Source organism: Corynebacterium pollutisoli, assembly GCF_900177745.1.
Taxonomy (GTDB): domain Bacteria; phylum Actinomycetota; class Actinomycetes; order Mycobacteriales; family Mycobacteriaceae; genus Corynebacterium; species Corynebacterium pollutisoli.
The window spans coordinates 259,704-282,043 of record NZ_FXAR01000001.1 but is presented as its reverse complement, the minus strand read 5'-3'; the positions used below and the strand labels follow the sequence as shown (position 1 = coordinate 282,043).

Here is a 22,340-nt window from a genome sequence, read left to right as displayed (position 1 = left end):
ATGTTAGGGGGAACTCTACCAGCGGTCCGTGAGCACGCCGATGGCCGACAGGGCCACCATCGCGGCGCTCGCCGTCCGCAGGACCTCGGGCCCGAGCTTCACGGTTGTCGCCCCGAGCCGGGCCAACTCGTCGGCGCCGATGCCGCCCTCGGGTCCGACGATGAGGACCAGCTCATCGACGTCGAGGTCGATCTCGCGCAGCGGCGTCGCCGACTCCTCGTGGAGCACCAGCGCCGTCCGCCCCGCGATGAACTCCGCCACCTGCCCGGTGGTCAGCGGCTCGTGGATCTCCGGGATGCGTGTGCGGCGGGACTGCTTCGCGGCCGCGGCGGCCGCCGCCTCCCACTTCGCCACGCCCTTCGCGGCCTTCGGCCCGGTCCACTTCGCCACGCAGCGCTCCGCCTGCCACGGCACGATGGCGTCGGCCCCGGCCTGCGTCGCCAGGTCGACGGCCAATTCCGAGCGCTCCGCCTTCGGCAGGGCCTGCACGACGGTCACCCGCGGGCGCGGCTGCTTGTCGACGCCCCATTCCTCCACCTCACCCGTCAACTCGTCCTTACCGCGCGTGGCGGTGACGGTGACGGTGGCGTGGGTGCCGTGGCCGTCGATGAGCAGGATCTGCTCGCCGGCGACGATGCGCTTGACGGACACCGCGTGGCGGCCCTCCGGGCCCGACAGGGTGACGGGGCCGCCGCCGAAGGGGCCCGGGTGGACGAAGACCGGCAGGCTCATCGGTTGCGGAACTTGCCCTTGAGACGGGAGAAGAACCCGGAGTCCTCCTCGCCCTCCCGGTTGACGGAGGCCGACTCCAAGCGGTGGTCGCGGATCTGCTCGAGGAGCTCGCGGGTGCGGTCGTCGATCTCGGTGGGCACGACCACCTGGACGTGTGCCAGGAGGTCACCACGGCCCTCGGTGCGCAGACGCGGCATGCCCTGGCCGGACAGGTGCAGCTGCTCGAGCGGCTGGGTGCCGGCCGGGATGTCGATGGTCAGCTCCTTGCCCGCCAGGTCCTCCACCGTGACCGCGGTGCCCAGGGCGGCGTCGACGGCCGGGACCTGGACGGTGAGGTGCAGATTGTCGCCCTCGCGCTGGAAAACGGGGTGCGGACGGGTGGAGATCTCCACGTAGAGGTCGCCGGCAGGACCGCCGCCGTGGCCGACCTCGCCCTGCCCGGCCATGCGGATGCGCATGCCGTTGGAGATGCCGGCGGGGACGTTGACCACGAGGTCGCGGCGCTTCTTCATGCGGCCCTGGCCGGAGCAGCGGGTGCAGGGGTCCTGGATGATCTCGCCGTAGCCGTCACATGCCGGGCACGGGCGCGAGGTCATGATGTTGCCCAGGAAGGAACGCTGGACCTCCTGCACCTCGCCCTGTCCGTGGCACTGGCCGCAGGTGACGGGTTTGGCCTGCGACTCCGAGCCGGAGCCCGCACAGTGGTCGCACACGACGGCGGTGTCGACGGTGATGTCCTTCTTCACACCGGCGAACGCCTCCTCGAGGGTGATGGCGGCGCGCAGCAGGGCGTCGTTGCCCGGCTGCACGCGGGACCGCGGGCCCCGGGAGCCGCCGGCGCCGCCGCCGAAGAAGGCCTCGAAGATGTCGCCGAAGCCGCCACCCCCGCCGAAGCCGCCCGGCATGCCGCCGTTGCCCTGCTCCATCGGGTCGCCGCCCATGTCGACCACACGTCGCTTGTCGGGGTCGGTGAGCACCTCGTGCGCCACCGACACCTCACGGAACTTCTCCGCCGCCTCCTCGGTCGAGTTGACGTCCGGGTGGTACTTGCGTGCGAGCCGGCGGTAGGCCTTCTTGATCTCCGCATCGGTCGCAGACTTGTCGACGCCCAGAATTCCGTAATAATCACGAGCCACGATGAATTGCTTTCCTTCCACGACTGATAGATAACCGAATGAATGTTACTCGCCGGCCAGAACCCGGCTGACATACCGTGCAACGGCCGAGACCTTCTGGATTGTTCCCGGGTAGTCCATGAACGTGGGCCCGACCACACCGAGCCCGCCGAGCGCGTGCCCGTCGGAACCGTAGGCGGTGGCCACCACGGAGGCGTCGCGGAGGTCCTCGTCCTCGTTCTCCTCGCCGATGAGCACGCTGACGTTGCCCAGGTCGGGGACGTTCGCCAGGAGCTTGAGCACGGTCACCTGCTCCTCCAGGGCCTCGATGACGCCGGGCAGGCCCGCGGCGCGGGTGAGGTTCGACGTGCCCGCCAGGATGAGGCGGTCCGTCGGCTGGTCCACGAGGGTCTCCACGAGGCGGGTCGCCGCCCGGGTGAGCGCGTGCCGGATCTGCGGCGGCGGGTTCTGCACCAGCTGCGCCAACGTGGTGGAGCCCTCCGCGAGGGTCTTGTCCACCAGCGCCCCGTTGAGCAGGTCGCGCAGGAGGAGCACCCCCTCGGCGTCGAGAAGCTCGTCGAGCTCGACGTTGCGCTGGTCGACGCGCCCGGTGTCGGTGATGAGCACGAGCAGCAGGCGCGTCGGGCCGAGCGCGACGACCTCGATGTGCTTGACGCGGGCCACCTTGAGGTTCGGCAGCTGGATCACCGCGGCCTGGCGGGTGAGCTGCGCGAGGAGGGTCACCGAGCGACGCAGCACGTCCTCCAGGTCAACGCCGTCCTCGAGGAAGCTGAGGATCGCGCGTCGCTCCGCCGCCGACAGCGGCTTGAGGTCGTGGATGTGGTCGACGAACTGCCGGTAGCCCTTCTCCGTGGGGATGCGCCCGGAGCTGGCGTGCTGCTGCACGATGTAGCCCTCGGATTCGAGGACCGCCATGTCGTTGCGGATCGTCGCGCTGGAGACCTGCAGCTGGTGGCGTTCCAGGAGCGACTTCGAGCCGACCGGCTCCTGGGAGGCGATGTAGTCCGCCACGATCGCGCGCAGGACCTCCTGCCGACGCCTGTCCGTCGAACTCGCCATCTGGCACTCACCTCCCTTGATTGCCAACAGTCTAACGTGTCAGCGCTCCTCCGCCACGAGGATGTCCGTGATGATGCCGTCCGCCAGCAGGCGCCCGGCGTCCGTCAGGGCGATCCGGTCCCCGACATGCTGCAGCAACCCGCCGTCGACATGCTTGTCGACGACCGCGTGTCCCCCCTCCTCGATCCAGGCGAAGGGGATGCCCTCCCGCAGGCGCAGGCCGAGCATGATCTGCTCGGTGTGGCGGTCAGCCGGGGTGAGGATCTCCTCCCCGGCGATGGGCAGCTGCCCCTCCGCGAGCATCCGCGCGTAGCGGGCCGGGTGCTTGACGTTGTGGAAACGGCGGTCGCCGAGGTGGGAGTGGGCGCCGGGGCCAGCTCCCCACCAGTCGCCGTCGCGCCAGTAGATCTCGTTGTGGCGGCACTCACCGCCCGGCCTGGCCCAGTTGGACACCTCGTACCAGTCGAAACCCTCCGCATGGAGGCGGCCGGCGATCATCTCGTAGCGGCGGGCGTAGACGTCCTCGTCCGGGGCGGGCAGCTCCCCGCGGCGGACCTTGCGGGCCATGGCGGTGCCGTCCTCGACGATGAGGGAGTAGGCGGAGACGTGGTCGACCCCGGCGGCGAGCACGGCGTCGAGGGTGTCGAGGACATCTCGGTCCGTCTCCGTCGGGGTGCCGTAGATCATGTCGAGGTTGACGTGCTCGAAGCCGGCGGCCCGGGCCTCCCGCGCCGCCTCCACCGCGCGGCCCGGGGTGTGCGTGCGGTCGAGGACGCGCAGCACCGCCGGGGAGGCGGACTGCATGCCGAGGGAGAGGCGGGTGAAACCGGCGTCGAGAAGCCCCGCGAAGAACTCGGGCGAGGTCGACTCCGGGTTGGACTCCGTGGTCACCTCGGCGCCGGGTGCCAGGCCGAAGCTGCCGCGCACCATGTCGAGGATGCGGGTGAGACCGTCGGCCCCGAGGAGGGAGGGCGTGCCGCCGCCGATGAAGACGGTGTCGGCGGGCGGGCCCTCCGCGAGCTCCAGCTCGCGGGCCAGGGAGTCGAGGTAGGCGACGGGCGCCATGTCGAGTTCACCCGGGGTGTAGGTGTTGAAGTCGCAGTAGCCGCAGCGGGTGCTGCAGAAGGGGACGTGGACGTAGACGCCGAACATTCCGACCAGGTTAGCTGGCGGCCCCGCGGCGGGCACGTTTGGCTGCGACGCGGGCGACGATGGCGTCGATACGCGCGCGCTCCGCGAGGAACTCCGGCGGGTGCGCGCCGCGCATGGAGCGGGCGTGCGCCGGGTAGGCCTGGGCGACGGTCGTCAGCCAACCGTCGACGGCGGTGGTGACATGCGTACCGACGCGGGCGTAGAGGTGCGGCAGGCTCACCGCGTCGAGATTGTGGGCGACCATGTCCGTCTGGGCCAGCACCCACTCGACGATCTCCTCCAGGTGCTCGACGACCAGCGCGGTGCGGGCGTCGATCTCCGCGAAGGTGAACAGCTCCTCGAGGGAGGCGGCGTCGAGAAGCTCGGGTTCGACCAGCTGCGAGGAGCGCGACGCCGCGGCGGAGAGCACCCCGGAGCGCAGTCCGGAGGTCAGGGCCTGACGCAGACCGAGGAGCTCGCCGATGATCCGGCGGGAGTCGCGGCGGGCGTCGGCGAGGATCTCCTCGAACTCCGCGAGGCAGTCGACGGTGAGTTCCCCGTCCCAGTCACGGATGGCCTGCAGGAGGTGTTCGATGTACTCGGCGACCTCGTCACCGATGTTGTAGATCTCCTGGGTGAGCTCGCGATGGCGCAGCTCGGCGGCGATCTTCTGCATCGTGGGCTACCCCCTGTCTGTTTCCTGAATCGAGGCTGACTCTAGGCGAGAATCGTTCACAGTCCGGGAGGACTCGCCGTGCACTGCAGTTGTCCCCCGTGAGCGCCCCTGTCCGGCGGGTGGCCGAGCCAGCGGGGGCAAATCCCCGGATCAGCGCTTGTACAGGTGGCTGATAGCGTCGGCGTAGCGCTGGGCGACGACGTTGCGCTTGACCTTCATCGTCGGGGTGAGCTCGTTCTCCTCCTCCGTGAGGTCACGGTCGAGGATGTAGAACTTCCGGATGCCCTCCGCCTGGGAGACGGTGGCGTTGACGGTGTTGACGGCGTCCTGGATCTCCGCGCGCAGGGCCGGATTAGTGGCTAGGTCCTGGACGGAGGTGTCCTCGTCGATGTTGTGATTGAGCTTCCAGCGGTTGAGCGCGTCCTCGTCGAGGGTGACCAGCAGGCCGACGAAGGGCTTGCCGTCGCCGACGACCATCGCCTGGGAGATCAGCGGGTGGGCGCGCAGAGAGTCCTCCATGGGACCGGGCGAAACGTTCTTTCCGCCGGCGGTGACGATGAGATCCTTCTTGCGGCCGGTGATGACGAGGTGACCGGACTCGAGCAGCTCGCCGAGATCACCTGTGTTGTACCACTCGCCCTCCATGGACTCGGCGGTGGCCTCGTCGTTCTTCCAGTAGCCGTCGAAGAGGATCGGGCCCTTGACCAGGATCTCACCCTCATCGTTGATGCGGACGGTGACACCACCCAGCGGGCGACCGACGGTGCCTATCTTCTGGTCCTCGAAGTCGACGGCGGCCGCGGCAGCGGTCTCGGTGAGGCCATAGCCCTCGTAGACGGGCACCCCGATACCACGGAAGAAATGCAGCAGCTCGTGACTCATGGCGGAGCCACCGGTGATGCAGTACTTCACGGAGTCGCCGATGGCGGAGCGGATCTTGGAGTAGACGAGCTTGTCGAAGACCTTGCGCTTGGCGGTCAACGCCCGGGACGGGCCCTCCGGGGTGTCGAGGGCACGGGAGTACTCGATGGCGGTCTTCTCCGCGCCGGCGAAGATACGCTCCTTCACCGGCCCACCGTCGGCGGCGTTGGCGGCGGCGGAGTTGCGCACCTTCTCGAACACGCGCGGGACGCCGAGGATGAGGTTCGGGCGGGAGCGGGCGAACTCGACGGACAGGGTGGAGAAGTCCGACCAGTGGTTCTGGGTGGCGCCACCGATGACCACGGCCAGGGACACGGCGCGGGAGAGGACGTGCGCCATAGGCAGGAAGGTGAGCACGCGGGTGCCCGGTACGGCGATGGCACCGATGGGGTGGCTGAGCACGCCGCGGACCTCGGCGAGCCAGTTGCGGTGGGTGAGCTTGCAGCCCTTGGGCTGGCCGGTGGTGCCGGAGGTGTAGACCAGCGACGCGAGGTCGTCGGTGGAGGTGTGGGCGATACGGGAGTCGATCTCCTCGGAGGGGATCTCGCGGCCCTCGAAGCGGAGGGTGGCCACGGCGGAGGAGTTGATCTCCACAACGCGCCGCAGCTGGGAGGGGGACCCCTGCAGACGCGGGGAGCCGTCCTCGGTGAGGACGAGGTGGGAAATGAGCTCGGTGTGGTCGCGGGTCTCGGAGATGGCGAGCACGGCACCGGAGTCCTCGATGATCCACTGCATCTGCGACAGGGAGGACGACGGGTAGATCGGGACGCTCACGGCACCGGCGGCCCAGATGGCGAAGTCGAACAGCGACCACTCGTAGCGGGTGGAGGAGATGAGGGCGACGCGGTCACCGGGCTGCACGCCGGAGGCCACCAGGCCCTTGGCCACCTCGTACACCTCGGAGACGAACTCAGCGGAGGTGACGTTGACCCACTCGAAGTTGGCGGGGCGGGTGAACATCACGCCGTGCGGGTAGCGGCGGGCCGTGTCCAGCATGGCAGTCAGGCAGGTTTCGCCGGGGGCGATCTCGTAGTCGGCCGGGGTGTGGAACTCCTGCACGGGGGCGTCCTCTCGCTTCGGGATACATGACGGTTTCCTCACAACGCTACCCCTGCGGGCACGCCGGATGTCGGCCACACCCCGCGACTTACAGCGGATCGGGCAGCAAGGTGGCAGTATGTCGGGTGTGACTTACCAGGACGTGCTGAGAGAACTCGCGGACGCCCACGGCGTCGCCACGCGCTACACCGCCAGTGACGGGGAGGAGATCGTCGTCACCGATGACACGCTGCTGAAGACGCTGCGTGCTCTCGGCGTCGAGCTTGCCGACGCCCCCGCGGAGGCCGACCTCGCCGCCGCCCTGGAGGCCCACCGCCTGGCGGAGGCGATCCGGCCGCTGCCGGCCAGCGTCGTCGCCGTCGCCGGGGATGCCCGCACCTTCAACGTCCACGTGCACGACGGTGCCCCGGCGGAGGTGCGCATCCTCCTCGAGGACGGTTCCGAGCGCCCGGTCCACCAGGAGGAGAACTGGAACCCGCCGGTCACCGTCGACGGCCAGGCGTGGGGCGAGGCGACCTTCCGCATCCCGGGTGACCTGCCTCTGGGCTGGCACCGCATCGAGCTGGTGTCGAACGACGCGCGCCACGAGTGTGCACTCATCATCACCCCGTCCCGCCTGTCCACGACGGACCGCTACGTCGAGAAGCCGGTGACGGGTGTCATGGCCCAGATGTACTCGGTGCGTTCCGAGAAGTCCTGGGGCCTCGGTGACTTCCACGACATGGGTCAGCTGGCGGAGGTGCTGGCGACCAAGGCCGGCGCCGACTTCCTGCTGGTCAACCCCATGCACGCGGCGGAGCCCTTCCCGCCGGCGGAGGATTCCCCCTACCTGCCGACGACCCGTCGCTTCATCAACCCGATCTACCTGCGCATCGAGGACATCCCGGAGATGGCGCAGCTCGACGAGGACACCCGCGCCGACATCCTCGAGCTCGCCGCCGAGCTGCAGGAGATGAACCGCTCCGACGACATCATCGAGCGCAACCCCGTCTACCAGGCCAAGCTCGACGTGCTCCACGAGATGCACCACCACGGCCGCACCCCGGAGCGCGAGGCCGCGTTCCGCGCCTACATCGAGCGTGAGGGCCAGGGCCTGGTCGACTTCGCCGCCTGGTGTGCCCAGCGCGAGTACGAGCAGATCCACGACCAGCGGGCCCACGGCATCGCCCCGGGCATGGACGAGGCCATCAACTTCTACATGTGGCTGCAGTTCCTGTGCGACGAGCAGCTCGCCGCCGCCCAGGCCCGCGCGAAGGCCGCAGGCATGAAGATCGGCATCATGGCTGACCTCGCCGTCGGCGTGCACCCCGGTGGCGCCGACGCCCACAACCTCGCGCCGTGGCTCGCCCCGGACGTCTCCGTCGGTGCCCCGCCGGACGGCTACAACCAGCAGGGCCAGGACTGGTCCCAGCCCCCGTGGCACCCGGGCAAGCTCGCCGAGGCGGGTTACCTGCCGTGGCGCAACCTGCTGACGACGGTGCTGCGCCACTCCGGCGGCATCCGCGTCGACCACGTCCTCGGCCTGTTCCGCCTGTTCGTCATGCCGCGCATGCAGCCGCCGACCACCGGCACCTACGTCCACTTCGACCACGAGGCACTCGTGGGCATCCTGGCGCTCGAGGCCGAGCGCGCCGGTGCCGTCGTCGTCGGCGAGGACCTGGGCACGTTCGAGGCCTGGGTGCAGGACGTCCTGGCCGACAAGGGTGTCATGGGCACGTCGATCCTGTGGTTCGAGAGTTCCCCCACCGTCGAGGGCCCGCGCCTGCAGCACGAGTACCGTCAGCTGGCGCTGAGTTCGGTGACCACGCACGATCTGCCGCCGACCGCCGGGTACCTGGCGGGCGAGCACATTGAGCTGCGTGACCGCCTGGGTCTGTTCACCCGTGACGCCGCCGACGAGGACACCGAGGATCTCGAGTGGCAGGCGGAGGTGCTCGACCGCATCCGCGAGACCGGCTGCTTCGAGGGCACCGAGCTGGCCGACACGGAGTTCGCGGGTCTGGAGCGCTCCGAGCGCGGCAGCACCCCGGAGCTCATGGAGGGTATCCACCGCTTCATCGCCGGCACCCCCTCGGCGCTGACGTGCATCTCCCTCGTCGACATGGTCGGTGACGTCCGGGCGCAGAATCAGCCCGGCACCACCAAGGACCAGTACCCCAACTGGTGCATCCCGCTGTGCGACGCTGAGGGCACCCCGGTCCTCATCGAGGATCTCGCCGGCATGGAGCTCTTCCACCGGATAGCCAGGGCCAGCGAGCGATAGCCGGCTGCCGGTCGCCTCTAGAGCAGCGAGATCAGCCAGGCGATGAGCACGATGGCCAGCAGCACCCACAGCGACTGAGTCACCCGCGACTGCGGGTACTTGCGCTTGGCCTTGGGCAGCTTCTGATCCTCTTTGCGCAGTTCCTCGGGGTTGGCCATGGTTCTCCTTCGTGTGCGTATCAGTTGTCGCCGACGGTCGCCCGCCAGGCCCGCTCCGCCGCCAGCGACACGGTGTCGACGATGCGCACCAGCGCGACCGCACCCACCGTGGCCAGCGGAACAGCGACAGCCATCACCAGAGGGATCTGCAGCCACAGCGGGGCGCTGAGCAGAAACTGGGTGACGGCGTCCATGTGGGATCAATCTACCCCAGGTCGACTCCGGCGAGTCCACGACGTCGCAGCAGCGGGGTGACGTCCTTGTCGCGTCCGCGGAGGCGTCGGAAAGCATCGTTGTAGTCCAGCGACGCGCCGCGGGAGAGGATGTGCTCGCGGAACTTCTCACCCGCGTCGCGCAGGTCCTCAGCCTGACGGAACCAGTCGAAGCCGTCGGCGTCGAGCGCCTCGGCCCACAGGTAGGAGTAGTAGCCGGCGGAGTAACCGCCGCCGAAGATGTGGTTGAAATAGGTGGAGCGGTAGCGCGGGGCGAGCTCGTCGACGACGAGGCCCGCCTCCTCGAGGGCGGCCTGCTCGAACTCGCTTATCGACGTCACCGCGGCCGCCTGCTCCGGGGTGAGCGAGTGCCACGCCAGGTCGATGATGGCGGCGGCGAGGTACTCGGAGGTGGCGAAGCCCTGCCCGAACTGGCGGGCGTCGATGACGGCGTCGAGAAGCTCCTGCGGGATGACCTCGCCGGTGTCGACGTGGCGGGCGTAATGGCGGGCGATGTCCGGGTCGAAGGCCCAGTTCTCGTTGATCTGGGAGGGGAACTCCACCCAGTCGCGGGGGACGTTGGTGCCGGCGAGCGTCGGGTAGCGCACGTCGGAGAGCAGGCCGTGGAGGGCGTGACCGAATTCGTGGAAGAGGGTGGTCACCTGGTCGATGGTGAGCAGCGGCTCGGAACCGTCGACGGGGTGGGTGATGGACATGACGTTGACCACGACGGGGCGTCGCTGCTGCAGGCCGGACTGCCCGACGAAGGAGCTCATCCATGCGCCGCCGCGCTTGGAGGGGCGCGCCCGGTAGTCGGTGAGCAGCAGGCCGAGGCCGGTGCCGTCGGCGTCGCGGACCTCCCACACGTCGACGCCCGCGGAGTACCCGTGCAGGTCCTCCCGCGCCTCGACGGTGATGCCGTAGAGCAGGTGCGCGGCGTGGAACACACCGTCGACGAGCACCTGGCGCAGCGGGAAGTACCGCGACAGCTCCTCCTCGTCGAGGGAGTAGTCGCGCTCGCGGACCTGGGACTGCCAGTAGGGCCAGTCGGCGGCGGACAGCTCGGTGTCGGCGAGTTCCCCGGCGAGTTTGCGCTCGGCGTCGGCGTTGGCGGCGGCGGCCGGGGCGAGATCGAAGAGCAGCTGGCGGGCGGCGTCGGCGGTGCCGGCGGTCTCCTCGGCGATGACGTAGTCGGCGTGGGTGTCGAAACCCAGCAGGCGGGCCCGCTCGGCGCGCAGGCGGACCTGCTCGAGGAGGTTGTCGCGGTTGGAGTCGACGCCACGGCGCTGGGAGGCCTCGTAGAGGCGGGCGCGGGCCGCGGGGTGCTCGAGGATGAGCTGGTCGGACTGGACGGTGGGCAGCTCGATGGGGATGAGCCAGCCCTCCCGGCCGGCGGCCTCGGCGGCGGCGCGGGCGGCGTCGATACGCGCCTGGCTGAGGCCGGCGAGATGGGCGGGGTCGTCGAAGAGCACGGCAAGATCGCGGGTGTCGGCGAGGAGCTGCCGGCCGAAGGACTCGGACAGGGTGCTCAGGCGCTGGTTGATCTCCGCGAGGCGCTGCTTGCCCGCGGCGTCGAGGTCCGCGCCGCGGCGGGTGAAGCGGCGGACGAGGAGGTCGTGGAGGCGGGCGGACTCGGCGTCGTCGGGGACGGGGACGTCGAGAAGCCGCTGGTAGAGGGCCTCATTCTGGTAGATCGCGTCGGAGTGCGCCGACAGCTGCGGGACGATACGGGAGATCGCGGCATCCATCTCCTCCGTCGAATCGGTGCCCTGCAGGTTGAACAGCCACGACGTGACCCGGTCGAGGGTGGCGCCGGAGGTCTCCAGGGCCTCGACCGTGTTCTCCCATGTGGGGGCGTCCCCGTTGGTGGCGATGGCGGCGATCTCGGCGCGCTGCTCCTCCAGCGCGGTGTCGATCGCCGCAACGGCGTGCTCGAGGCGGATCTCCCGGAAGTCCGGGAGTTCGTAGGGCAGAGCGGACGGGGTGAGCAACGGATTCGAGGTCATGTCCGACGAGCCTAGTACCGTTGGACGCATGACCGACCACGCGCGTGTGACCGTCACCTGCCCCGCCGGCAAGATCACCGGGGTCACTGACGGGGAGATCAACCGTTTCCACTCGATCCCCTACTCCCGCATCCCGGGCCCGTTCGAGGACGCAGAGCGGCTCACCGACCGTCGGCTGGTCGACGCCACGGTCTACCGCCCCGACACCATCGCCCTGTCCGTCGTCACCCCGTCCGATGCGCGGGAGCTGTCCGACCTGCCCGTGGTGGTCTACATCCACGGCGGCCGCTTCGAGCACGGCACCCATGGGGACCGCCGCGCCGACGGGGCCGCCAACGCCCGCGACGCCATCATCACCGTCCACATCGGCTACCGTACGAAGCTGCAGGGCTTCGCCCGTTTCCACGACGATGAGCCGGACCACTTCCGCGGCATCGACGACTGCCAGCTGGGGTTGGAGTGGGTGCAGCGCAACATCGAGTCCTTCGGCGGGGACCCCACCAACGTCACCCTCCTCGGCCAGTCCGCCGGCGCCACCGTCGCGCTGTGGCTCATGCGCCGCGACCACTACCGGGGCGCTTTTCGACGGGCGGTCGCCATGTCCCCGTGCTTCCCCCGGGAAAGCTTCGAACGTCGCAAAGGTTCGCTGCGCATGGTCCTGGGCAGGCCCGTCACCCGCGCGGAGCTGACCCGACTCGCGGAGGAGAAACCGGAGGTCCTGCGCAAGGCGTACGTCCGCTTCCGCGGCATCCACGGCCTGGACATGGCGCTCGGCCCGACGGGATTCGACGGCGCGGAACTCTCCGACATGCCGCTGCTGCTCACCAGCACCCGCGACGAACACTACGAGATGCCCGCCGGACGCAAGGTCGACGCCCGGGGCTGGGGCCGGTCGATGGTGCGCCTGCTCGCCCGGCGCATGGGCGTGCGGGGCTCCGTCGCCGACTACCTGCGCGCCGCCGAGGCGATCGACCCGGCCCGCCCCATGGGGCGCCTCATCGGTGACGCCGCCAACCGCCGCTGGGTCTCCCAGGCCGGGGACGAGGTCCCGGGCCCGGTGTGGATGGTGGAGTTCACCGCCGACCACGGTCCGGCTCTGCACTGCGCGGAGATCTCCCCCATGTTCGGGGTCACCGACGCCGGGTCCCACCCCGCCCGCGACCTGCTCGTGGACTTCGCCCACGGGATCACCCCCGACTGGCCCGACTACGATGAGCGGACAGGACGCTGGACCCGAGAGATCACACTTGACACGGCTAGCGTACGTTTGGCGGGTGATCCGCTCCGGATGGTGCGGGAAGCTTTCACGAAAGGGCCGGTGTGATGGGAGATCGGGAATCGATGACGGCGTACGGTGACGCCGTTCCCGATTTCGGCGACCTCATCCGCCTCACCTCTGGACCGATCCCCGGGGGCCACCACGTCATCTTCACCAGTGACGACCCCGAGGACGATTCGATCTACCAGTGCCTCATGGACGACGACGGCGACTTCTTGCGGTCCGGGGACCTCGCCGCCGGTGAGCTGCTGTGCGACCACCTCACCAGCGGCGACGGCATCGGTGCCGGTGTGTTCCTGGGCAGCATCCCCGAGAGCCTCTCCTACGTGCGCCACACCCGCACCGACTACCGGGTCGACCTCTATCTCGGGGCCGGCGACGGTGAGACCTACGTGCTCACCATCTACCGCCACGTGTGGCCGGGCATCCCGGTGGAGGTGGAGATGCTCCGGACCATCACCGGGCGCTTCTCCCCCGAGCTCTTGGCCCACATCGACTTCGAGCACGACGGAAAGCGCTACGTCCTCGGTTCAGTTCGCCGCCTGCCCACCGGCATGAACGCCCTCGAGTACACCAGGATGGGTATCGCCGCGCAGGTCTTCACCCACTCCCAGGGCCTCGATCTGGGGCAGACGCTGCGTTTCATCCACGATTCCTTCCTCATGGCCTTCCCCTACGAGTGGGCCCCCGCCGAGACCGTCACGGGGCGTCTGGAGGAGCGCCTCGACGCGTTCACCAACGCCACTCCCCGACTGACGGAGTACGCCCCCTGGATCCGGGACTGGTACCGCAGCATCCGGGGCGAGATGTTCATCCACCGCATCCACGGCAACGTCAACCTCCGGCAGATGTGGCTGGACGAGGACGAGCGGTGGGTCATCGGCGGCTGGGCCGGCGACGTCCGCCTCCCCATGGAGGAACGCGCCCGCCTGGGTTCCCCGCTGGAGGACCTGGCGACGCTGCAGCGCTCTCTGTTCTGGGCGTGCGAGGGCAACAAGTTGTGGTGCATCAAGGCGATGGCCGCCATTTTCGAGGGCTACGGCGATCCGATGATGACCGCCCTGTTCAGTGCCTTCGTCCTGGACCGCGCCTGCGAGGAGGCCGCGGACCACTCGTCCCGCCCCGACGGCCGCCCGGAGCTGCCATTCGAGTTCCTCGACTGGTTCCGCGACAACGCGCTGCCCACCCGGGACACCATGTCCCCGTCGCAGTTCCTCCGGTCAGCGCAGTAGCGCGTCCCGCAGTCGCCGGTCACTGAGCTCCTCGACGAGCCAGGGGCTGAACGCGAAGGGGGCGGCGTCGGCCGCTGCGATGAGGTCGCGCGGGTCCACCCAGGCCAGGGAGTCGATCTCATCCTCCCGCGGCGCGGGCTGAGCCCCCTCCCGCAGGCGGGCGACGAACACCGGGCAGAACTCATTCTCGACGATCCCGCTCGAATCCACCGCCCGGTAGCGGAACTCCGGCACCACCGCCGTGATGTCGGTGACCGCGCCCGGCGCGAATCCGAGCTCCTCGACGCTGCGGCGGGCAACGGCGTCCTCGTTGCTTTCCCCGGGGCCGGGGTGCCCGCAGTAGCTGTTGGTCCACACGCCCGGCCACGTCTTCTTCGACAGGGCGCGGCGGGTCATGAGCAGCCGTCCCTGCGCGTCGAGCAGCCAGCAGGAGAAGGCGAAGTGCAGGGGGGTGTCCGCGGTGTGGATGGTGGCCTTCGGCGCGGTACCGGTCGCCTCACCGTGCTCGTCGGCCAGGACCACCAGTTCAACGTCGTGAGTCATGCCCCCACCCTACCCAGGACCTCCTCCCTGCCCTAATGCCCGTTTATCGAGGTCAACCGCGCGCCCACGCCCCGATCACTCCCGGCACCACGGCCGGTCGCTCCCCGAGCAGCGCCGCGACGTTGGTCTCCTCCTCCACCGCCGAGGTCACCGACTTCACCTTCGACTGCTTGCCCTGCGCCTGCCCGGCCATCGGCGCACCCATCATCGGCATCATCCCGCGGGGTGCCGTTCCACCACCGCTTCTCGACGCCGCCGTGCCCACCGCCCCATTCGCCATTCCGGCGGCCGGTGCACCGCCCGGCAGGAGGGTGCCGGCCACCCCGTTCGGCAGGCCGGCGGCGGCCTGGGCTCCGCCTGACTGCCGTCCGACCCCCGGCCGGCCAGCCGCCGCAGCCGAACCCACCGGCCCGACACCGCCCGTGGCCTGCATACCACCCGGCAGCGGCGTGCGCCCCGCCCCGGCCGTGCTCGTCGGGCTCTGCCCGAGACCACCCAACGGACCGCCTGTGGCAATCGGGCCACCCATCGGCCCCGGCAGGCTGACCCCTGCGCCACCGGCACCAGCGCCGGAGGGCACCAGACCCGGGGCACCGATGCCGGGCGGGGCGGTCAGCGTGCCGGTCGACGCCGCCGTCGTGCCCACATCAGCACCACGCACCACGGAATCCAACGGTGCCCCGTTGACTCCCGCCAGATCATCGACCCCCGCCTGCACGGTGCCGAAGTCACCCGCACCCATCGCCCGCTGCAGCGAGGTCAGCGCCTCCAGCGGGGCACCCGGCGCGCGCAGCCCGGACGCGTTGTGCTTCGATCCGGTCCCCTCCACGTGCCCCATGCCCAGGGCCACCTCGCCTCCCCCGTCGGGAGCCGGGTCCATGACCATGAGGTTGCGGATCGGCGGCACACCCGTCGCCACCGCCGGCGTGTAGCTGGCGGGGAACGACATGAGGAACGACTGCTCCGCCGCAGCCCGCGCCACCGGATCCAGGATCGCGTTGATCGCCGGCATCGCCATCGCCACGGTCAGGGCACCCTGCTGCTGGACCACATTCACCCTCTCCACCGATTGCGCCATGACGGTCGAATTCGCGGCAAAGGTCTCCCCGGCCCGCGCCACCTCCGCGACCTTCCCGATCGCCGCCTCAATGACATCGCCCCGATTCCGCGAACCGAGATCCGACGCCACCGCCTGCAGCTCACCGGCGATCGAGGAGACATCCGCCGACATCCGGTGCCACATCTGGGAGGCCTGCACGAGCTCGCCGATCCGGGTCGCAGAGAAGTCCATGTTGAGCTGATTGATCGACAACGCCGGAGTCACCACCGGAGGCACGAACGTGAAACTGTCGAACCGCGGACGCGGGCGCGGCGGGAAACTCACCCCGTCCTCCCCCACCGCGCCACCTTCATCAGCGATGTCCATGCCACGAGCGACAAAGGCGTTCTGTCCCGTCAGTGCCTGATAGCTGGCCGCCAGCGCACCGCTGAGCCATTCCACCTGCTCCGCATACGACTGCATCACCGCAATCGCCGAACCTAGTCCCCCGTTGATCACGCCACCGTGATTACCGCCGAGCTGGTCCAGCCCCGACACCCCGGAAAAGCTGGCGTTGAGTGTGGCTCGAAGCGCGTCGTTCGAGGCCTGACGGGCGCGATTTCCCAGCTCTCTTAGCTGGCCAACCCCATCCAAGATGGAATCATGATCGATCAACATTTCCATTGTTCTCCCCCAAGAATTGAAGAATGGTCTCTAGCTTTTCGGTAGCTCGGCCACATAACACGGCGAGGTCTTCGACGGTCGAAGCTTCTACATGATCCACAACCACACGCCCTCGAGTTGTCGGAATCGCAGCACTGCATTCGTCAGGCTTTGAGGATCCCATGCTGTGCCAGTACATCGACGGGTAATTGGACTCGACATCAATCCGAAGCATCAACCCCTGGCCCTCAATGAGTTCCTCTGCGATCCTGTCCCCCGAGATTCCGAAGAATCCGTATGCACTGAGCTCTGTGTCCCGGTAGTAGCAGGTGATGGACCGTCCGGGATCAACGAACGGTTCTCTCTCGCTACGTTCGAACCCCGCCGCCTCCAGCACCTCGGCCGGGATTTCGGTGCACGGGTCAAACACCTGGAAGTCCCCCTCGGGGTCGAACTCACCGAGTTCGAGGGCCTGAGTTGGCGGGGTGGTGAGGGTGGTTGACGGGGCGTCGATAAGCGGCTCGGTGGTGTCGGTGGTGTCGGTGGTGTCACCGCATGCGGTGAGCAGTGCGGCCCCGAGGACGCAGGGCAGGAGTCGGCGGGCGGGCATGGAGTCCCCTCTGGTGTGGTCGAGGGTGCGGAGGGTTTCCGCACCCGACACACTTAGACTCCGAAAACGGCCGAAAGGTTCCCTCGGTGGGGAAGATTCTTTTCCGGCTCCCCTAGAAGTTGAGGTTGCCGTCCCAGATGACGTTGCCGACCTGCAGTTCGGCGTCCCACAGGTTGCCGGGGCTGACGGTGAAGGCGTAGCGCAGGTTGGTGGAGGCGCCGGGGCCCAGGGGGAGGTCCAGGCCGAGGGGGAGGACGGTGTCCTCGTTGGCGATGGGCTCGGCGTCGGTCATGCTGCCGCCGCCGGCGTTGTAGGTGAGGGTCGGCTGCGGGATGGCGTCGGGCGGGAGGGGCTCGTCGTTGAGATTGGTCACGAGCATGGTGATGACGCTGCCGCCGGTCTGGCCGGAGCGCACACCCTGGTAGGTCCATTCGACGCCCAGCCCGGGGTCCTCGGTGGATCCGCGGAGTGTCTCCGCCTCGATCGGGTCGATCATGGTCGCCTGTGCCTCCGGGGTTTCGGAGGTGGTGACCACGATGCTCTCTTCGGCTGCCTCATCGGCGTCACCGCCGCAGGCGACGAGAAGAGCGGAGGATGCGAGGATCACCAGGGCGGGGCGGAGTCGGGACACGATTGCCTGCCTTTCGTACCGGCCTAAGATGTGCGGAGTAGCTCTCAGTCTAACCAGCGGCATCATCGTGTCGCGCGAGCAACCCGGGACGCATGTTCCGTCAACAAAAATAGATTTGGAGAACGTTGAACTCTCTCGCCCGCATCATCCGCAGTGCCTCGGCGCTGTGGCCGTACTACCTCGGTGTGGTGCTCATCTCCACTGCCGCGGCGGCTCTGGCCCTGGTCTCCCCGTTCATTCTGCGGGAGGCGACGGACACGATCGTCTCGGCGGTGCACGGGGATGTCCCCGTCGCGGATGTCACCATGACGCTGTTGTGGCTGGCCGTCGCCCTGTTGGTCGCTGATCTGCTCAACACCGCCATGACGAATGTCGGCGGGTACATCGGCGACGTCATGGCCATGCGCATGCGCCAGATCCTGTCGACGCGTTACTACGCGAAGCTGCTGGCGCTGCCGCAACGGTACTTCGACAATCAGGTGACCGGCACGGTCATCGCCCGCCTGGACCGTTCGATCACGTCGATCACGCAGTTCCTGCAGTCCTTCTCCAACAGTTTCTTCCCCATGCTCATCCAGGTGGTGGCGGTGCTGGCGATCACGGCCTGGTACTACTGGCCGCTGACGATCCTGCTGGCACTGCTGTTCCCGGTGTACATGTGGCTGACGACGCTGACGTCGCGCCGCTGGCAGAAGCTGGAGGGGAAGAAGAACGAGCAGATCGACCTGGCGAACGGCCGTTTCGCGGAGGTCATCGGCCAGGTGAAGGTGGTGAAGTCCTTCGTCTCCGAGGTCCGCGAGCTCGACGACTTCGGCAGCCGCTACGGGAAGACGGTGGACATCACCCGCCCGCAGTCGCGCTGGTGGCACTCGATGGACACCGCCCGCGGGGCGGCGCTCAACCTCATCTTCTTCGGCATCTACCTGGTGCTGTTCTTCCGCACCCTGGGCGGCGAGTTCTCGCTGGGTGACATGGTCATGCTCATCCAGCTGGTGAACATGGCCAAGCAGCCGGTGCACATGATGAGCTGGATCGTCGATGCCGCGCAGCGCGCGATGGCCGGTTCCAAGGACTACTTCAAGGTGATGGAGGAGGAGTTCGAGCCGACCGCCAACGCGGAGCTCATCGCCGCCACCGAGGCCTCCGGCGTGCCGGTCCTCGACCTCACCCCGGTGCCGCCCCTGCCGGCGGCCGCCCCGGTCATGCGTTTCGACGACGTCACCTTCGCCTACACCGAGGGCGATCCGGTGATCCGCAACGTGTCCTTCGAGGCCCGCGAGGGGGAGAAGATCGCGCTCGTCGGCGAGTCCGGTGGCGGCAAGTCCACGCTGGTCAACCTGCTGCTCGGCCTGTACCGGGTGGATGAGGGTCGCCTGCAGGTGTGCGGCCGCGACGTCCGCGACCTGTCCGCCGCGGAGCTGCGCGCCAGCGTCGGTGTCGTCTTCCAGGAGGCGGCCCTGTTCTCCGGGACGGTCCGCGAGAACATCGCCTACGGCCGTCCCGGCGCCACCGAGGAGGAGATCGTCGAGGTCGCCCGCCGCGCCAACGCGCACGACTTCATCATGCGTTTCCCGGACGGCTACGACACCGTCATCGGTGAGCGCGGCCTGCGCCTGTCCGGCGGCCAGAAGCAGCGCGTCGCCGTGGCGCGCGCCATGCTCAAGGACGCGCCGATCCTGCTTCTCGACGAAGCGACGTCCGCCCTCGACACCAAGGCTGAGCGCGCCGTCCAGGCGGGTCTCGACGAACTGATGAAGGACCGCACGACGCTCATCATCGCGCACCGCCTGTCGACGATCGCGAACGTGGACACCATCGTCACCCTCCGGGAGGGCGAGGTCGACGAAATAGGTTCACCGGACGAGCTGGCCTCCTCCGGCGGCATCTACGCCGAACTCCTGCAGCTCACGGCGTCGTCCTCCGCGGCCGACCGGGCCCGCCTGAAGAAGTACGGGCTGGTCGTCGATGGCCACGAGGAGGAGGAAGAGGACTAATCTGTCTGGCATGCAGTTCCCCACCCTCGACCAGCTCAAGGACCGTCGCACCCGCAAGTGGACGGTCTACGACGATGACATCCTGCCCCTGTGGATCGCGGAGAGCGACTTCTTCACCTGCCCGCCCGTGAAGCAGGCGATCGCCGACGCCATCGACCGGGAATCCTTCGGGTACACCCCGGCGATCTCCGACCTGCCGGACGCGGTGTCGGACTTCTACGCCGAGCGCTACGGCTGGCGCCCGGACCCGGCGATGGTCGTCGCGGTGCCCGATGTGGTGCGCGGCCTGGCCCTGGCCATCGAGTACATGACCCGCCCCGACTCGGGCGTCATCGTGCCGGTGCCGGCCTACCCGCCGTTCCTCGAGCTGCCGGAGGCCACCCGCCGGAGGATGCACCACATCGACGCGTACGACGGCATCGACCTCGGCGACGTCGAGAAGCAGTTCGCGGAGGGGGCCGGATCGATCCTGCTGTGCGCCCCGAACAACCCACTGGGTTACACGCTCGACGCCCAGTTCCTGGAGCAGCTGTGCGACCTGGCCCAGCGTTACGACGCCCGCGTCCTCGTCGATGAGATCCACGCCCCGCTCGTCTACGACGGTGCCCACGTGTGCGCGGCGGGCATCAACCCCGACGTGTGCATCACCGTCACCGCCACCTCCAAGGCGTGGAACATCGCGGGACTGAAGTGCGCGCAGATGATCTTCTCCAACCCCGCCGACCTGGACACGTGGAAGAAGATGACGGGCGTGGCCAAGGACGGCACCTCCACCCTGGGCATCTGGGCGGCCATCGCCTGCTACCGCGAGGGCGGGGACTTCCTCGACGAGCAGGTCGCCTACCTCAAATCCAACCGCGACTGGCTGGTCGCGGAACTGCCGAAACGCATCCCGGGGCTGAAGGTGAGCAACCCGGAGGCGACGTACCTCATGTGGCTGGACTTCTCGGGGACGGCGATCGGTGATCACGAGCGTCCGGCGATCTGGCTGCGGGAGCATGCGAAGGTGGCGTTCAACGACGGGCTGCACTTCGGCCCCGGTGGTCTGCACCACGCGCGGCTCAACTTCGCCACGTCGCGGGAGATCCTGGAGGAGGCGGTCGCACGGATGGAGTCTGCACTCTCCCTGTGATTTCCCTACCCTGGATTGCATGACCGAAGAGCGATACGACGATCCCCCCGTCTCGACGACCGGCCCACACGGCCCCGGGCTCTCCATGGGCCCCCTGGGTGAGGGACCGGAACCGGACAAGACCCCGGCGCGCCCGAAGACCGACGCCGAGGGCTATCTCGTCGAGCCGGGGTCCGAGGAGTTCGAGACCCCGACCCCGGCTCCCGGTGACGCCCCCTGGGAGCGCCCGGAACCCGAGTGGTACAAGGAGGCCGTCTTCTACGAGGTCCTCGTCCGCGCCTTCTACGACCCGGAGGGCACCGGCTCCGGCTGCCTCCAGGGTGTGACGCAGAAGCTCGACTACCTGCAGTGGCTGGGCATCGACTGCATCTGGCTGCCGCCCTTCTACGATTCCCCGCTGCGCGACGGCGGCTACGACATCCGCAACTTCCGCGAGGTGCTGCCGGAGTTCGGCACGGTCGACGACTTCGTCGAGCTCATGGACGAGGCCCACAAGCGTGGCATCCGCGTCATCACCGACCTGGTGATGAACCACACCTCCGACCAGCACGCCTGGTTCCAGGAGTCCCGTCGTGACCCGGAGGGCCCCTACGGTGACTTCTACGTGTGGCGCGACAACGATGACGAGTACTCGGACGCCCGCATCATCTTCATCGACACCGAGGAGTCCAACTGGACGTACGATCCGGTGCGCAAGCAGTACTTCTGGCACCGTTTCTTCTCCCACCAGCCGGACCTCAACTACGACCATCCGCCGGTGCGCGCCGCGATGCTCGACGTCATGCGCTTCTGGCTGGATCTCGGTCTCGACGGCTTCCGTCTCGACGCGGTCCCCTACCTCTACGAGCGGGAGGGCACGAACTGCGAGAACCTGCCGGAGACCCACGAGTTCCTCAAGCAGGTCCGTGGCGTCATCGAGGACGAGTACCCGGGCCGCGTGCTGCTCGCCGAGGCGAATCAGCTGCCGGACGACGTCGTCGAGTACTTCGGTGAGCCGGAGATCGGCGACGAGTGCCACATGGCCTTCCACTTCCCGGTCATGCCGCGCATCTTCATGGGTGTGCACCAGCAGTCCCGCACCCCGATCTCGGAGATCCTGGCGGACACCCCGCCGATCCCGAAGACCGCCCAGTGGGGCATCTTCCTGCGTAACCACGACGAGCTCACCCTCGAGATGGTCACCGACGAGGAACGCGCCTACATGTACAAGCACTTCGCGCGTGAGCCGCGGATGCGCGCTAACGTGGGCATCCGCCGTCGCCTCGCTCCCCTGCTGGGCGGCGACCGCAACAAGCTCGAGCTGGTCCACGGCCTGCTGCTGTCCCTGCCGGGTTCGCCGGTGCTCTACTACGGCGACGAGATCGGCATGGGCGACAACATCTGGCTCTACGACCGCGACGGCGTGCGCACCCCGATGCAGTGGTCGAACGACCGCAACGGCGGTTTCTCCAAGGCCGACCCGGAGCGTCTCTACCTGCCGGCGATCCAGAACGACCAGTACGGCTACCAGACGGTCAACGTCGAGAACGCCATGAAGCGCGACAACTCCCTGCTGCACTGGGTGCGCAGCCAGATCAAGGTGCGCCAGCAGTACAAGGCGTTCGGTCTGGGCACGTACCGGGAGGTCGACTCGGAGAACGAGGCCGTGCTCACCTACCTGCGTGAGCACAAGGACGAGACGATCCTGTGCGTCAACAACCTCTCCGACCGCCCGCAGGCCGTGTCGCTGGATCTGTCGGAGTTCTCCGGCGTCGTCCCGCGTGAGCTCTCCGGTGGCGAGTCCTTCCCGCCGATCAGGCACTACCCGTGGGTGGTGACCCTGGCGCCGCACGCGTACTTCTGGTTCGACATCTCCAAGGAGTGA

General features: G+C 68.6%; 19 protein-coding genes. 6 read left to right on the top strand and 13 right to left on the bottom strand.

Annotation, left to right across the window (positions count from 1 at the left end):
• Positions 1–15 precede the first annotated feature (15 nt).
• The 6 genes from B9Y70_RS01360 to B9Y70_RS01335 all read right to left on the bottom strand — a co-directional run bounded on the left by B9Y70_RS01360 (position 16) and on the right by B9Y70_RS01335 (position 6,714).
• Positions 16–732 (bottom strand): 16S rRNA (uracil(1498)-N(3))-methyltransferase, encoded by a 717-nt coding sequence (locus tag B9Y70_RS01360; RefSeq protein ID WP_085548448.1) that lies wholly within the window; start codon positions 730–732, stop codon positions 16–18.
• Positions 729–1,868, bottom strand: coding sequence for a molecular chaperone DnaJ (dnaJ, locus tag B9Y70_RS01355; RefSeq protein ID WP_085548447.1), 1,140 nt, complete (start codon positions 1,866–1,868; stop codon positions 729–731). The genes B9Y70_RS01360 and dnaJ overlap by 4 nt, the downstream gene beginning before the upstream one ends.
• A 45-nt stretch (positions 1,869–1,913) precedes the next feature.
• On the bottom strand, positions 1,914–2,927 hold the full coding sequence (gene hrcA, locus B9Y70_RS01350) for a heat-inducible transcriptional repressor HrcA (RefSeq protein ID WP_085548446.1): 1,014 nt from the start codon (positions 2,925–2,927) through the stop codon (positions 1,914–1,916).
• A gap of 39 nt (positions 2,928–2,966) precedes the next feature.
• Positions 2,967–4,079 (bottom strand): radical SAM family heme chaperone HemW, encoded by a 1,113-nt coding sequence (gene hemW / locus B9Y70_RS01345; protein ID WP_085548445.1) that lies wholly within the window; start codon positions 4,077–4,079, stop codon positions 2,967–2,969.
• A 10-nt stretch (positions 4,080–4,089) separates the two neighbouring features.
• On the bottom strand, positions 4,090–4,734 hold the full coding sequence (locus B9Y70_RS01340) for a hypothetical protein (RefSeq protein WP_085548444.1): 645 nt from the start codon (positions 4,732–4,734) through the stop codon (positions 4,090–4,092).
• A gap of 150 nt (positions 4,735–4,884) precedes the next feature.
• Positions 4,885–6,714, bottom strand: coding sequence for an AMP-dependent synthetase/ligase (locus B9Y70_RS01335; RefSeq protein ID WP_240309082.1), 1,830 nt, complete (start codon positions 6,712–6,714; stop codon positions 4,885–4,887).
• A 127-nt stretch (positions 6,715–6,841) separates the two neighbouring features.
• Between B9Y70_RS01335 and malQ the strand changes: the two genes are divergently transcribed.
• The gene (gene malQ, locus B9Y70_RS01330) at positions 6,842–8,977 is read left to right on the top strand and encodes a 4-alpha-glucanotransferase (RefSeq protein ID WP_085548805.1); all 2,136 of its coding nucleotides are present in this window, start codon (positions 6,842–6,844) and stop codon (positions 8,975–8,977) included.
• Between the two features lie 17 nt (positions 8,978–8,994).
• Here malQ and B9Y70_RS12845 read toward each other — a convergent pair whose 3' ends face one another.
• Genes B9Y70_RS12845 through B9Y70_RS01325 form a run of 3 tightly spaced genes read right to left on the bottom strand, consistent with a single transcriptional unit; the run spans position 8,995 to position 11,353 of the window.
• Positions 8,995–9,135, bottom strand: a complete 141-nt coding sequence (locus B9Y70_RS12845; RefSeq protein ID WP_143337460.1) for a hypothetical protein — start codon at positions 9,133–9,135, stop codon at positions 8,995–8,997.
• Positions 9,136–9,155: 20 nt separating this feature from the next.
• Positions 9,156–9,329 (bottom strand): hypothetical protein, encoded by a 174-nt coding sequence (locus B9Y70_RS12840; RefSeq protein WP_162841643.1) that lies wholly within the window; start codon positions 9,327–9,329, stop codon positions 9,156–9,158.
• Positions 9,330–9,340: 11 nt separating this feature from the next.
• Positions 9,341–11,353, bottom strand: coding sequence for a M3 family metallopeptidase (locus tag B9Y70_RS01325; protein WP_085548443.1), 2,013 nt, complete (start codon positions 11,351–11,353; stop codon positions 9,341–9,343).
• A gap of 28 nt (positions 11,354–11,381) precedes the next feature.
• Between B9Y70_RS01325 and B9Y70_RS01320 the strand changes: the two genes are divergently transcribed.
• Positions 11,382–12,677 carry a carboxylesterase family protein gene (locus B9Y70_RS01320; protein ID WP_085548442.1) on the top strand — a complete coding sequence of 432 codons (1,296 nt, stop codon included), beginning with the start codon at positions 11,382–11,384 and terminating at the stop codon, positions 12,675–12,677.
• Positions 12,677–13,864 carry a hypothetical protein gene (locus B9Y70_RS01315; RefSeq protein ID WP_143337459.1) on the top strand — a complete coding sequence of 396 codons (1,188 nt, stop codon included), beginning with the start codon at positions 12,677–12,679 and terminating at the stop codon, positions 13,862–13,864. Before B9Y70_RS01320 ends, B9Y70_RS01315 begins: the two co-directional genes overlap by 1 nt.
• Here B9Y70_RS01315 and idi read toward each other — a convergent pair.
• From idi to B9Y70_RS01290, 4 genes are all read right to left on the bottom strand, one after another.
• Positions 13,853–14,407 carry an isopentenyl-diphosphate Delta-isomerase gene (gene idi / locus B9Y70_RS01310; RefSeq protein ID WP_085548440.1) on the bottom strand — a complete coding sequence of 185 codons (555 nt, stop codon included), beginning with the start codon at positions 14,405–14,407 and terminating at the stop codon, positions 13,853–13,855. The two genes, B9Y70_RS01315 and idi, sit on opposite strands and share 12 nt — an antisense overlap.
• Before the next feature lie 52 nt (positions 14,408–14,459).
• A complete protein-coding gene (locus B9Y70_RS12575) occupies positions 14,460–15,929 on the bottom strand; it encodes a TrbL/VirB6 family protein (RefSeq protein ID WP_159449762.1) in 1,470 nt (489 codons plus the stop codon).
• A 178-nt stretch (positions 15,930–16,107) separates the two neighbouring features.
• On the bottom strand, positions 16,108–16,719 hold the full coding sequence (locus tag B9Y70_RS01295) for a DUF3558 family protein (RefSeq protein ID WP_143337457.1): 612 nt from the start codon (positions 16,717–16,719) through the stop codon (positions 16,108–16,110).
• A 112-nt stretch (positions 16,720–16,831) separates the two neighbouring features.
• Positions 16,832–17,350 carry a hypothetical protein gene (locus tag B9Y70_RS01290; protein ID WP_085548436.1) on the bottom strand — a complete coding sequence of 173 codons (519 nt, stop codon included), beginning with the start codon at positions 17,348–17,350 and terminating at the stop codon, positions 16,832–16,834.
• Positions 17,351–17,475: 125 nt separating this feature from the next.
• On the opposite strand from B9Y70_RS01290, the gene B9Y70_RS01285 reads away from it, so the two are divergent.
• The 3 genes from B9Y70_RS01285 (at position 17,476) to treS (ending at position 22,340) form a co-directional block, all read left to right on the top strand.
• Positions 17,476–19,344, top strand: coding sequence for an ABC transporter ATP-binding protein (locus B9Y70_RS01285; protein WP_085548435.1), 1,869 nt, complete (start codon positions 17,476–17,478; stop codon positions 19,342–19,344).
• Positions 19,345–19,354: 10 nt separating this feature from the next.
• On the top strand, positions 19,355–20,476 hold the full coding sequence (locus B9Y70_RS01280) for a MalY/PatB family protein (RefSeq protein ID WP_085548434.1): 1,122 nt from the start codon (positions 19,355–19,357) through the stop codon (positions 20,474–20,476).
• 85 nt (positions 20,477–20,561) lie between these two features.
• The gene (treS, locus tag B9Y70_RS01275; RefSeq protein ID WP_085548433.1) at positions 20,562–22,340 is read left to right on the top strand and encodes a maltose alpha-D-glucosyltransferase; all 1,779 of its coding nucleotides are present in this window, start codon (positions 20,562–20,564) and stop codon (positions 22,338–22,340) included.